The 12558-nt window shown below is 70.7% G+C and carries 12 protein-coding genes and 1 tRNA gene; 2 read left to right on the forward strand and 11 right to left on the reverse strand.

What is annotated here, in order from left to right; genetic code table 11:
• Positions 1-2: 2 nt before the first annotated feature.
• From AC4BGE_RS11945 to AC4BGE_RS11995, 11 genes are all read right to left on the reverse strand, one after another.
• The gene (locus AC4BGE_RS11945; protein WP_490570667.1) at positions 3-401 is read right to left on the reverse strand and encodes a hypothetical protein; all 399 of its coding nucleotides are present in this window, start codon (positions 399-401) and stop codon (positions 3-5) included.
• Entirely contained in the window at positions 401-1606 is a 1206-nt protein-coding gene (locus AC4BGE_RS11950) for an Ig-like domain-containing protein (RefSeq protein WP_490570666.1), read from the reverse strand. Before AC4BGE_RS11950 ends, AC4BGE_RS11945 begins: the two co-directional genes overlap by 1 nt.
• Before the next feature lie 125 nt (positions 1607-1731).
• Positions 1732-2367, reverse strand: a complete 636-nt coding sequence (locus AC4BGE_RS11955; RefSeq protein ID WP_490570665.1) for a signal peptidase I — start codon at positions 2365-2367, stop codon at positions 1732-1734.
• Positions 2368-2435: 68 nt separating this feature from the next.
• The gene (locus AC4BGE_RS11960) at positions 2436-2963 is read right to left on the reverse strand and encodes a TasA family protein (protein ID WP_490575410.1); all 528 of its coding nucleotides are present in this window, start codon (positions 2961-2963) and stop codon (positions 2436-2438) included.
• Between the two features lie 176 nt (positions 2964-3139).
• Positions 3140-3541, reverse strand: a complete 402-nt coding sequence (locus AC4BGE_RS11965) for a hypothetical protein (protein ID WP_490575411.1) — start codon at positions 3539-3541, stop codon at positions 3140-3142.
• A gap of 130 nt (positions 3542-3671) precedes the next feature.
• Positions 3672-4202, reverse strand: coding sequence for a TasA family protein (locus AC4BGE_RS11970; protein ID WP_490575412.1), 531 nt, complete (start codon positions 4200-4202; stop codon positions 3672-3674).
• A 201-nt stretch (positions 4203-4403) separates the two neighbouring features.
• Positions 4404-4476: transfer RNA gene (locus AC4BGE_RS11975), tRNA-Lys, on the reverse strand.
• Positions 4477-4751: 275 nt separating this feature from the next.
• Positions 4752-5384: a hypothetical protein gene (locus AC4BGE_RS11980; protein ID WP_490575413.1), complete on the reverse strand. Its 633-nt coding sequence runs from the start codon at positions 5382-5384 to the stop codon at positions 4752-4754.
• Positions 5385-5634: 250 nt separating this feature from the next.
• On the reverse strand, positions 5635-6072 hold the full coding sequence (locus AC4BGE_RS11985; RefSeq protein WP_490575414.1) for a hypothetical protein: 438 nt from the start codon (positions 6070-6072) through the stop codon (positions 5635-5637).
• Between the two features lie 66 nt (positions 6073-6138).
• On the reverse strand, positions 6139-7596 hold the full coding sequence (locus tag AC4BGE_RS11990; protein ID WP_490575415.1) for a right-handed parallel beta-helix repeat-containing protein: 1458 nt from the start codon (positions 7594-7596) through the stop codon (positions 6139-6141).
• Positions 7597-7621: 25 nt separating this feature from the next.
• Positions 7622-10372 carry a beta-glucosidase family protein gene (locus AC4BGE_RS11995; protein WP_490575416.1) on the reverse strand — a complete coding sequence of 917 codons (2751 nt, stop codon included), beginning with the start codon at positions 10370-10372 and terminating at the stop codon, positions 7622-7624.
• A gap of 274 nt (positions 10373-10646) precedes the next feature.
• Here AC4BGE_RS11995 and AC4BGE_RS12000 point away from each other — a divergent pair, with 274 nt between their 5' ends.
• Both AC4BGE_RS12000 and AC4BGE_RS12005 read left to right on the forward strand, forming a co-directional pair.
• Positions 10647-12077 (forward strand): FAD/NAD(P)-binding protein, encoded by a 1431-nt coding sequence (locus AC4BGE_RS12000; protein WP_490575417.1) that lies wholly within the window; start codon positions 10647-10649, stop codon positions 12075-12077.
• 73 nt (positions 12078-12150) lie between these two features.
• Positions 12151-12495, forward strand: coding sequence for a cupin domain-containing protein (locus AC4BGE_RS12005; RefSeq protein ID WP_490575418.1), 345 nt, complete (start codon positions 12151-12153; stop codon positions 12493-12495).
• Positions 12496-12558: the final 63 nt, after the last annotated feature.

The raw sequence follows: 12558 nt of genomic DNA on the forward strand, positions 1-12558 counted from the left end.
GGTCAGAGAGGATACGGGCGGCGCGCCGACTGTCTCCGCTCCCGGCGGACGCGGGAGTCCACGAGGAGCAGCACGGGGAGCAGCGCGCACGCGGCGACCAACAGCACGCGGACGGCGTTCAGCTCCTCGGGCCCGGAGGCGCCGGGCATGCCCAAGGTCAGGGTGAGCACGACCCCGCCCAGGACCGCCAGCGAGAGCACCGCCGCGAAGAAGCGTGACTCGAAGGAGTTGGTGAGCCAGACCGCGGTGGCGGCGACGACGGAGACCACGAGGCCGATGCCCTCCAGCAGGAGGACGGTGGTGCTCGGGCCGGCCAGCATCGGCGGCACCAGCAGGAGCCCGATGAGCAGGGTGGTCGCGGCCGCGAGCCGCGAGGCCAGGGTGGGGTGGTGTCGTGTCATCAGAACTCCCGGTCGGGCGTGCCGGACTCGGTGACCGAGGCGCTGGACGAGGGGCGGCCGAGCAGGTCGCGGACCTGGTTGGAGGGCGACCACACCATGTGCGTGCTGCGGGTGACGACCCCGCTGACCAGGCCGGAGGAGTCCTCGAAGACCACCGTCACCACGGTGCGGTACTTGCCACCGGAGAGCTCGGTCCTGGCGGTCATGGTGGAGCGCAGGGTGAAGGGGAGGAAGACGTAGTCCTGGGCGAGGTTGACCTCCCCGAGCTTGACGTCGAGGACCTCGAGCTTGTCGCTGGTGAAGAAGCCGATGCCGAACCGCGTCTGGACCGGGAGGGGGTTGCCGTTCCACCCCGACGAGATGCTGGTGAGGTCGACCTGCCGGTTGAAGGTGAAGGTGATGCTGTCGCCGGCGTCGATCTGGCCGGGGGTCCCGCCGCCGTTCGCCGTCTGCACGTCGGCCGCGGCCAGCGGTGAGCCGACGTCGACGGTCCGGTTGGTGACCGGGGTCGAGGTGGTCGAGTTGCCGACCTTGTCGGTGGCCACGGCGCGGAAGTCGTAGTGGCCGTCGGCCAGCGGGGGGGAGGCGATGGTGCAGCTCCACGAGGGGGCGGTGACGGAGCAGAGGTCCTGGTAGCTCTGGGTCCCGGTGGGGGCGTGCTGGATGACCACGTCCTGGACCCCCGAGCCGGCGTCGGCGACGCCGGTGACCGCGAAGGTCCTGGCCCCGGTGATGGTGGCGCCCGGGTCGACCATGGTGACGGTGGGACCGAGGTTGTCCGCCGTGGTGCGCACCACCGTCGAGGTGGCCTGGTAGCCGGCCTTGTCGACCGCCTGCGCGCGCAGGGAGTACTGGCCGGCGCCCCGCGAGGTGGTGTCCCAGGAGCAGGAGTACGGCGCGGCGGTGGGCGCGCAGAGCACGGTCCAGCTGCCGCCGGGGGGCAGCAGCTCGACGGTGACCTTCGCGATCCCGGAGCGGGCGTCGGCGGCGGTGGCGGTGACCGGGACGGTGCCGCTGACGAACGGCGCGGTCGGCGCGGTGAGCGAGACGGTGGGCGGGGTCCAGTCGTGGGCGGCCGAGACCGACGCGGTGCTCTGCGTCTTCGCCGAGAACACCGCGGCGGAGAAGCCGGGGAAGGCGATCGCGAGGACGCCGGCCAGGAGGAGGGCACCGACCAGGTTCACGGGGCGGAAGGCCTTGCTCATGCGTCCTCCTCTCGGGGCTGGACTGGTGGGGGCGGAGCGGGGTGGGTCTCTGGCGCTGGGTCCCACGCTAGTGAATGACCCACCACCGCTCTTCCACAGGACGACCCCGGGAGTTCCACCGTTTGCTACGCGGAGAGGCGCTCCGACGGGGCGGAGCGCAGCGACCGGACGTCGGCGAGCTCGACGCCCGGCTCCGGGTCGTCGGCCTGCCGGTCGTCGTCCGGGTGACCGTCCTTGCGGCGCAGGGCGGCGACCAGGTCGCGCAGGGCCATCAGCGCGATGATCCCGGCGGGGACCCCGATGACCAGCTTCCGGTGGTCGGGGTCGGCGAGGAAGATGAAGGCGTAGCCGAGGTAGGGGATGTCGTAGCTCGCGACCGGCTGGGTCTCGGCCAGCAGGCTGAACTTCCAGGGGTCGACGTCGGGGTTGGCGTCGCCCTTGGTGCGGTAGACCCGGACGCCCTTCTCGTCGGTGCCGATGGAGCTGATGCGGTGGGTGACCAGCGTCGTCACCCCGCTGTCGGACGGCGGGAGGTAGGTGATGACGTCGCCGACGGCGAGCTGGTCGACCGGCACCTCCTTCTCGAAGACGATCGAGCCCTTCTCGATGGTCCCGGCCATGGAGCCGCCCGTGATGATGTAGCGCTCGTAGCCGAAGAACGACGGCACCAGGTAGGCGGTGCAGCCCGCCATCACGGCGACCAGCAGCACCGTGTTGAGCAGTCGTACGGGCCGGCGGAGGGCCTTGCCGAGCTTGTTCACGGGGACTCCTGGTCTGCGGTGCTGGGTGCGTGGCGGGCTGGTGCGGACGAGCTAGGCGCGGCTGCGGCTCACTGGCCGGTGGTGGTGGCCAGCTGGACGGAGTCCCAGGTGTAGACGGCGCTGGCGGTCTTGCCCTGGTTGTCGTTGCCGGCGTTGGGGGCGAGGGCGACGGTGAAGGTGTAGGTGCGGCTCTTGTCGGCGGCGATGGTGCCGAGGTCCTTGCGGATGCCGTCGGCGAGTCCGCCGAAGGTGCCGGTGTAGACGGGCTCGCCGCCGGCGGCGTCGGTGATGACGAGGGTGAGGTTGCTGGCGACGAAGGTGTTGGTCGAGGAGACCTCGGTGAGGCCGAAGTTGGCGTCGAGGGAGCCGGTGTTCTTCAGGGTCAGGGTGCCGTTGACGGTGTCGCCGGGCTTGATGTTGTCGAGGGCGAAGATGGCCTGGCCGGCCTTGGAGTTGGTGTGGGTCAGGGTGCCGGAGGTGACCGAGCTGATGGTGTTGCTCGAGGTCGAGTTGAAGGAGGCGCCCGAGCCCACGGCGATGGTGCCGGCGGCGAGGAGGGTGGCGAGCGGGACGAGGACCTTCTTGGTGTTGCGCATGATCTTCTGCTCCTGGGGGGTTTTGGCTGTCAGCCTTGGTGCTGACTGGCCGGGTTGATGGAAGAAACGCTACGGAGCGGCGAGCCACAGGACGGCCACGTTTCTGCCCTCTGTCGGCCCCAGGTGGGAACTCTTCGGCGACCCCAGGACACGGCAACCGTGTCCCGCGGTGGGGGTCACAGCGCGTAGGGGCGCCTCGCCGACCGGCGCCGCGACTGACGGGCGCGCGCGTCCAGCGCGATCAGGGCGGGGGCGAGCAGGCACAGGGCGAGGAGCAGGGCCCGGCCGGCGGTCAGCTCGGCGGGGGCTGAGGCCCCCGGCAGGCCCACGGTCAGGTTGAGCACGGTGCCGGTGGTGACGTGGAGCGAGACCAGCGTCGCGAAGAGCCGGGACTCGAAGCTGTTGGTCACCCAGATGCCGAGTGCCGCGGCGACGCCGCCGACCAGGGCGGCGCCCTCCACGACGAGGACCGGGACGTGAGGCGTCGAGGTGAGGAGGGCCGGGACCAGCAACGCCGCCATGACCAGGGTCGTGGCGGCGGCGAGGTGGGAGAACGTGGTGCGGTGGTGGTGGGACATGTCGACTCCGGGTCGTCAGTCTGGGAGGCGCTGGGTGACCGGTGCCGAGGGGGAGGTGCGACCTGGGCCGGGGGTGGCGGGGCGCCCGGGGGACGCCCCGCCTATCAACCCGGTGACCCAGGAGCGCGGATCACTGGTTGGTGGTGGTGGCGGCCAGCTGGACGGAGTCCCAGGTGTAGACGGCGTTGGCGGTCTTGCCCTGGTTGTCGTTGACGGCGTTGGGGTCGAGGGCGACCGTGAAGGTGTAGGTGCGGCTCTTGTCGGCGGCGATGGTGCCGAGGTCCTCGCGGGTGCCGTCGGCGAGTCCGCCGAAGGTGCCGGTGTAGACGGGCTCGCCGCCGGCGGCGTCGGTGATGACGAGGGTGAGGTTGTCGCCGACGAAGGTGTTGGTCGAGGAGACCTCGGTGAGGCCGAAGTCGGCGTCGAGGGAGCCGGTGTTCTTCAGGGTCAGGGTGCCGTTGACGGTGTCGCCGGGCTTGATGTTGTCGAGGGCGAAGATGGCCTGGCCGGCCTTGGAGTTGGTGTGGGTCAGGGTGCCGGAGGTGACCGAGCTGATGGTGTTGCTCGAGGTCGAGTTGAAGGAGGCGCCCGAGCCCACGGCGATGGTGCCGGCGGCGAGGAGGGTGGCGAGCGGGACGAGGACCTTCTTGGTGTTGCGCATGATCTTCTGCTCCTGGGGGGTTTTGGCTGTCAGCCTTGGTGCTGACTGGCCGGGTTGATGGAAGAAACGCTACGGAGCGGCGATCCACAGGACGGCCACGTTTCTGCCCTCTGTCGGCCCCACGTGGGAACTCTTCGGCGACCCCAGGACACGACGGCCGTGTCCGGCTGTGGAGGGGGTGGGCGGCGATCACAGGAGCGGTAGGCCTCCAGGGGCTCGAACCCTGAACCAACGGATTAAAAGTCCGCTGCTCTGCCAATTGAGCTAGAGGCCCGGGGGTTCCACTCTCTAATCCACGGAAGCCTCGACGGAACCCTCTACGGAATGGAACCTCCTCCGGGAGCCTACTGGCGGTCCGGGTTGCGCTGCGAAACGGCCTGCCGGTGTCGGACCTGCGGCGCACACTCTGCACCTGGTGGAGCGCATTGACCTCGTGAAAGCGACTTCGAGCCGTGGGACGAGTCGCTCGTCTGGTGGCTGCCCTTCCCGGATGACTCCGAGATGATCTGACTGCCCACCCGATGCCTTGCCTAGAGCGCGGCTAGGTCGTCAGTCAGTGTCCGTGATGCAGATGACCGTGACCTCCGCGTTCGCCAGATCCGTGAGCACGAATGTGCGGTCCCAAGCGACGTCGTAGAACCAGGGCGTCCAGGCCTCGTGCGAAGTGTCAAGTCGGAAGTCTTCGTAGCGCCGGGCGGTGAGAGCGTCGACGGCGTGGCTCGCGATGTCCTTCGCCTCCCTCGCCAGCCCTCGGAAACGTTCGTATGCACCGCCAGAGACGAGCACACCCGCCAGCAGGCCATCAAGTGTGAGGGGCCCCGATGGCTCCTGGCGGAAGCTCTTTCCGACGCCGCGCAGGTCGGCCGGTAGCTGGAGGTCGGTGAGGTGAGCGCGAATCGTCGGACTGTCGAAGAAGACCCGAAGGAGTTCGTACTCCTCGAACCTGTTGCGCGCTGCGAACCACGCTGTGACTTCGGAGTAGTCGACGGCCTGCCAGCGGCCGACGAGGTAACCGCCATTGACGTGGGTGCGAGCAAGATGGTCGAGATAGCGATCGAGTTCGGGCACCGACAGTGGACGCCGCTCCCAGGTGATGGTGTTCCACGAGTCGATCAGGTCTTGGACAGACGGGCGGTCCTGATTCCAGTCGATCTCGTTCCAGCGGCGTGGCATGGCCGCCATGCTGTCACCCCGGCCGGTGCAGGCGCGTGTCCTTCCGGAAGCACGACAGAGGGCGACGCGCATGACGCTCGTCGCCCTCTGCGTTCGCTCCCCGCGGTGGTACTCCGGGCGCTGCCGGGAGACCGGCCCAGCAGGCAGTTCCCGAGCAGGGCCCCGTCGGCCCGTCGGGCCGGTCGTCCCCGCTACCAGGGCGGCCACTCAGGCGTGCCTCGCCACGACCCCTCGCCACGACCCCTCGCCGTCGATCGGGTCAGCCCCTCGACCGGGTCTCGGCCCGCACCTCCCGGATCGTCTGGACGGCGAAGAACCCCGCCACCGCCGGCGCCACGACGAGGGGCAAGGCCAGCGGGATGCTGAACGACGAGACGACGCCGACCAGGCCCAGGGCGGCCGTGCCCCCCGACGCGGAGGCGAGGAGGCGGGTCTCGCCGGCCAGGGCACGGGCGATGCCGGCGCGGAGCAGCCGGCGCAGCAGCACCACGACGGCGACCAGGGCCAGCAGCGGGATGGCGACGAGGAGGGCGAAGAGGCCGAGGAACCCCGCCCCCTCGTCGTCGGGGTCGTAGACCACGACCGCGAGGACCAGGCCCGCCACGGCGAGTGCCGCGGCCACCTGGAGCGAGACGCGCAGCACCTTGAGCTGCTGCTCTGCGCTCACCTGCCAGGGAGCACGGGTTCCTGGATCCACGTCCGTGAGTCTGGCAGACACGTTCCCTGGCACGAGGCGGGAACTCTGCGCTCGCACCCGAGCCGGTCACCGTGAAGCGCCTCGGACCTGGGCCTCCTCCGCGACCTGCAACGGCGTGCCCCGGACGTCGAGGGTGTTCTCCTCGATCGTGATGTTGCGACCGGCCTCGACCACGATCCCGTTCCCCGCTCCGGTCAGGCGGTTGCCGGCGATGAGCACGTCGGTGGCGACGCCGGCGCCCCGGCCGTCCGCACCGCCGTCCGCGATCACCGCGACGGCCCAGAACTGCGCCCCGGTGCCGGTCACCGCGTTGTCGCGGACCACGGTGCCGGGTGCGTTGCGCAGCTCGATTCCCACCTCGGAGCGGCTGCGCCCCTCGATCTCGTTGGCATCGATCACGGTGTCGGGGGTGCCGAGGATGACGAGCACGCCCTGGGTGTTGCCGGTCAGCGTGTTGCCGTGGATCCAGTTCCCCTCGCCGCTCGCGTCGTGCCGGTTCTGCTCGCCCCCGGAGTTGCCCAGGGCGATGGCGGCGGCGTCGACGTCGTTGACCGTGTTGCCGCGGATCTCGTTGAGGTACTCGCCCTCGCCGTGCAGGTCGATCGCGTCCAGCACGCCCCCCTCGATGGTGTTGTCGGCGACCAGGTTGTTGTGCGTGGGGAACTGCAGCAGGATGCTGTGCCGCAGGTGCGTCCCGTCCAGGTGGTTGTCGACCACCACGTTGTGGCGGGAGTCGTTGACGGCGTCCGGGTCGCGCTGGTCCGCCATGCCCTCGACCGCGATCCCGTACCCGGACCCACCGGGGCCGACGCTGGTGGCGTCGGCGACCCGGCAGCCGGTCACGGTCACCTCGCTGCTGCCCTTGAGGGTGATGCCGTGGCGCTGGAACAGCTCGACGGCGACGTCCTCCACCAGGATCCGACCACTGCCCGCCCCGATCTGCACGCCGTACATCGGCCCGCCTCCCGGGCCCTCCTCCTCAGGGTCGCTGCCGAGCTCCCCTACGTGCTCGGAGCTGATGGTCAGACCGGTGACGGCGGCGTCGTGCACGCCCGGGGCGCGCACCACCGCACTGTCCTCCTCCCCGTCGAACGACGTGCGGAGCACGGTGGCGCCCGGTCCGGCCCCACGCAGCCGCACGTCGTCGGGCAGGAGCAGGTTCGCCTCCTCGTCGTCGGGGTGGCTCGAGCGCAGGTCGAAGACCCCGGCGGGGAGGACGACCTCGTCGCCGGGCTCCGCCGTGGCCAGCGCCTTCCGGATGGCGGGGGCGTCGTCCCCGGTGCCGGACTCCGGGTCGGCCCCCAGGTCGGTGACGTCGTGGGACGTGCCGGTCGGCGGGCCCGGCGCCGCGACCTCGACGGGGGTGCCGTCCGGGGCGACCAAGCCGGCCCTGGGGCCGTCCGCGGAGGAGCCGGTGGTCTCCCCGGGCGTCTCGCGTGGCGCTGCGGGACCGCCCCCCGTGCAGGCGCCCAGCGAGAGCGCGAGCAGGCAGAGGACGGTTCCGCAGCGCCGACCGGTCGGCACGGGCAGCCACCTGGGGGGCAGCGCCCTACCTTCTCCCCTTCTTCTGCTTCACCCGGATCACCAGGTTCCGGGTCGCTCGCTTCGAGACCTCCGAGCCGAGGTAGAGGAGCTTGACCTGGCGCACGCCCGCCTTGAGCCGGGAGATCCTCACCCGCGCGAAGCCGCGGCTGTTCAGGGTGTCGCGTCCGATCACGACTCCGCTCTTCTTCACCTCGACCTTGCCCGTGGCGGGCTTCCCTCCCGAGACGACCCGGAACTTGATGAGGGCTCGGGTCTTCGGGGTCACCGGCTTCGGGCGAACGGTCGGCTTCTTGATCACCGAAGGCTTCTTGGTGGTGGTCGGGGGAGCAGGCGGCGTAGTCGGCGGCGTCGTGGTGATGTCGCCGATGCCCACCGTCTGTTGCAGGGGAAGGTCTTCGGACGATCCGCCGACGTAGACGGTGAAGTTCCCCTTCGGCGTCGTCCACTCTCCGTCCGCCCACCGTGCGAGGTCGTCGGGATCCTCGGGCACGAAGTAGGAGAACGGGTGGTTGGACGCGCTGCCGTCCAGGACCACCGAGACGCGCCTGCTCTCACCGGGCTGGAGCTGGACCTTCTCGAACTCGACCAGGCGGTTGAAGTTCTCCCGGGCCTCACGGGGCAGCCGCAGGTAGACCTGCGAGGCCTCCTGGCCGGCCACCTTGCCGGTGTTGGTCACGGTGTAGCTGACCCGCAGCCCGGTCGTCGTCCCGTTCTGCCGGACCTTGTCCACGTCGAGCTTGCTGTAGTCGAACGTCGTGTAGGACAGGCCGAAGCCGAACGGGAACAGCGGCTTGGTGTTGGTCGCCTGGTACCAGCGATAGCCCATCTTCAGGCCTTCGGTGTAGCGGACGACCCGCTGCGGCGCCCCCGGGATCGGGTCGCGACCGATGCCACCGGGAACACCGGTGTCCTCCTCGTAGCCGGGGTACTGCTCCTGGCTCTGGTAGGCGGCCTCACGGTCGGTCCGCCCGAAGGTCACCGGGAGCTTGCCGGAGAAGTTCGTGACCCCGAAGAGCGCGTCGGCGACGACGTTGCCGTCCTCCTGACCCGGGTACCACGCCTCGACCATGGTGTCGACCTTGTTGATCCAGGGCATGTTCACCTGCCCCTGGGTCTTGAGCACCATGATCGTGTTGGGCACCGCGTCGAGCATCCGCGGGATCAGCTCCTGCTGGTTGGTGCCCTGCACGGTGGGCAGGTCCAGGTCGGGGATCTCGTTGCCGGCACCCGAGACGTTGCCGCCGGGGTTCTCGTCCTGGTAGTTGCTGTTCTTGTCCCAGGTCTCGCGGGCGACGTCACCGACCATCAGGATGGTCACGTCGGACCTCTCGGCCAGGTCGATGGCGTTGCCGATGTTCCTGGCGTTGTTGTAGGTGACGGTGGCGTCCTCGGCGCCGAGCTGGCGCAGCGTGTTCTCCAGCCCCTCCTGGGGGGTGACCTCGTACGGCGCGTTGACGGAGATGAAGCGCGTCCGGTCACCGCTGCGTGGCGGCAGGGTCGCCTGGCCGGCGAACCACGTCGGGCCGATCAGCGCCACCGAGTCGATCGCTCCGGCGTTGAGCGGCAGTTGCTTGCGCTCGTTGCGCAGCAGCACGAGGCTCTCGGAGGCGGCGTCCTTGGCGACGTCGGCGTGGGGGCCGCCCTGGGCCAGCTCGTCCTTGAGCTGGTCCCAGCCGAACGACGTGGCCGGGTCGTCGAAGTCGCCGAACTCGAACATCTTGATGTAGCGGTCGCGGAGCATGTCGTCGATGTCGGCCTCGGTGATCTCGCCGGCGTTGATGGCGGCCTTCACCACAGCGGGCTGGTACCACTCCGGCTGCTCGTCGACCTCGACGTCGGTCCCGGCGAGGATCGACGGCACCGTGCTCTGCTGGGCGCGCCGGTCGGAGAAGACGTAGCCGTCGAAGCCCCAGTCCTGGCGCAGGGTCTGCTGGAGCAGGGGCTTGCTCTCGCAGTTGTAGCTGAAGTTGACGTAGCCGTAGGCGCACATGATGGAAGCCACGTTGGCGTCCTTGACGGCCATCTCGAACGGCAGCAGGTAGAGCTCGTGCATCGCCCGGGAGGGGACCCGGATCGCCGCGGTCCACCGCTCGAACTGGAACTCGGAGTCGTTGGCGACGAAGTGCTTGGCCGTCGCCTGGCTCACCCGACGCTCCTGGATGCCGCTGATGATCTTCGACGCGAGGGCGCCCGTCAGGTACGGGTCCTCGCTGAAGAACTCGTTGTTGCGCCCGCCGTAGGGGGTGCGGATCAGGTTCAGGACAGGTCCCCACAGCACCTGGTGCGCCCAGGCCCGCAGCTCGTAGTCGAGCACCTGGCCCCAACGGTCGGCCAGGGGGCGGTCGAACGTCGCCGCGGAGGAGATCTGGGCCGGGAACGCGGTGGCGGTCGGCTCCGGGAGGCAGTCGCCGCCCCGGATGCCGGTGCCACCGTTGGCCATCCGGAAGTCGGGGATCGCCAGTTCCGGGATGCCCTCGATGTGACGGCCGATCTGGGTGAAGTCGCAGCCCTTTCCGTTGCCGTCGGTCCCGTCGTCGAGGTCCTCGTTGTAGACCGGGCGGTTGAAGATCTGCTCGAGCTTCTGGTCGAGCGTCATCGCGTTCAGCAGGAGCTCGGTCCGCTCCGTCGGCGAGAGGCTCGTGTTCATCCACGGGAGTTCGGCCTGTGCGGAGGCCGTCTGGTTGCTGCTGGTGGCCCCGGTCAGCGCGACCACGAGGGCCAGCGCGGAGAGTGCGCCGAGAATTGTCTTCTTCATGAGCTACGTCCCCATCCATCGGAATGACGCGAATCCCTCAGCATGCGCCTCGTCCGGAGACCCAACAAGGCCCGGGTACAACGGCACGAGCACTCGCCGGTGCTGCCGTCCGCCGTGGCTCGCGGCCTTCGAGCTGCTGCTCGGCCCAGTCCGTCACGGTGCCGCGGCGCGGGAATTCTCGTCCACGAGCCGAACGGCTTAAACTCGCCTAACAATGTCTACAAACGTGAGTTCCGGCCGACCAGTCCCTCGGCCGGAAGGTCAGGAGCCGGTGATGTCCCCTGCAGACGGCGCGCTGCGGATCGCGATCGTGGGTGCCGGGGCCGCCGGCACGCTGGTCGCCCTCAACCTCGTGCGGCAGAGCGCCTCCGGCACGGGGCTCGAGATCACCTTCGTCGACCCCTCCTCGGAGCTCGTCTCCGGAGCGGCCTTCTCCACCACCGACCCCCAGCACCTGCTCAACGTGCCTGCCGCCGGCATGTCGTGCGACCCCGAGGACCGCTTCGACTTCGCCACCTGGTGCGTCGAGCAGGAGCTCGTCGAGGGTGACGACGCCAGCTACTGGTTCGCTCCCCGCCGCGAGTGGGCGCGCTACCTGCGCCAGCGCTGGCAGGAGGCGCTGGCCGCCGCGGGCGACCGGGTGGTCGTCTCGCACGTGCGCCGCCTCGCGCAGCGCGTCGTCCCGACGCCCGAGGGCGTCACCGTCACCACCGACGACGGTGCGGAGCTCCACGCCGACCGGGCGGTGCTGGCCACCGGCCTGCCCAGCGTGGGTGACGCCTGGGCCCCGCGCGACCTCTCCGGCGAGCCCCGCTACATCGCCGACCCCTGGCGCCCCGGTGCTCTCGACCCGATGCTGTCCGACCTGGCGTCCGCGGGCGATCGCGGGGCCGACGTGGCGGACGTGCTCGTCGTCGGCACCGGGCTGACCATGGTCGACGTGGCGCTCAGCGCCCTCGCGGCCGCCCCGGGCCGTCGCGTCGTCGCCCTCTCCCGCAACGGGCGGCTCCCGCAGGCGCACGCCCCCTCCTACCTGGGCGAGGTCGTGCCCGACGTGCGCGAGTGGGGCACGACGATGCCCGAGATCCGCGCCGCCGCCCACGCCCACGTCTCGGCGGTGGCCCAGCTCAACGGCGACTGGCGCCCCGCGATCGACGGCATCCGCTACCGGGTGGCGGAGCTGTGGCGGCGTCTCGCGGTGACCGACCGCCAGGCGTTCCTGCGCGACGTGGCCGGTGAGTGGGGAGTGCACCGGCACCGCATCCCGCCGGCCAGCGACACGGTGATCGCCGAGCACCGCGCCGCAGGCCGGCTGGAGGTCCGCGCCGGGAAGATCACCGGCGTCGAGGCCGACCCCGCCGGCGACGGCCTGGTCGTCACCGTCGCCGACGGCGAGCCGCTCCGGGCCAGGTGGGTGGTCAACTGCACGGGCCCGCGTCAGGACCTGCGCACCCTCGGCAACCCGGTCCTGGACAGCCTCCTGGGTGTGGGCGGCGGCGACCCCGTCGCCGGCACCGACGAGCTCGGCCTGGGGCTGCGCAGCCGCGAGGGGCAGCTGCTCGGCGCGGACGGCGAGCTCCCGATCTGGGTCCTGGGCGCGCTGCGCCGCGGCGAGCTGTGGGAGACCACGGCGATCCCGGAGATCCGGGTGCAGGCGGTCGCGGTGGCCGCGGCCCTCCTGGCCGGCCCCGACCCGGCGACCTGAGGCTCTCGCCCGAGTCCTCGCGCCGCGACCGGGTACGGGGGGCGCGACACTCAACCGACCCGACGGAGGATCCATGGATGTCACGTCACTGCCCCAGCTGATCGACGAGCAGCTCGCGCGGGCCCGCGAGAGCGGGCCGGGGCGCAGCGCCCACACCCTGCACGGCGGCCAGGAGCACGCGCTGCGCCAGACGTTGATCGCCCTGCTGGCCGATCACCGCCTCGGCGAGCACGACAGCCCCGAAGAGGCGACCCTGCAGGTGCTCAAGGGCCGGGTCCGGCTGCACGCCGGCGACCAGACATGGGAAGGCGGGCCGGGGGAGTACCTGCTCATCCCCCCGACCCGCCACGACCTGGAGGCCGTCGAGGACGCCGCGGTGCTGCTCACGGTCGCCGTCCACGGGGTCCCCGGGACCTGACGCCGCCCGCCGCCCGTCCCTCCGGCGCGACGTCATACGAGGTGGCTGCTGGAGCCCCCACTT

The sequence above is a fragment of the Nocardioides sp. Z50_6 genome, from assembly GCF_058215755.1.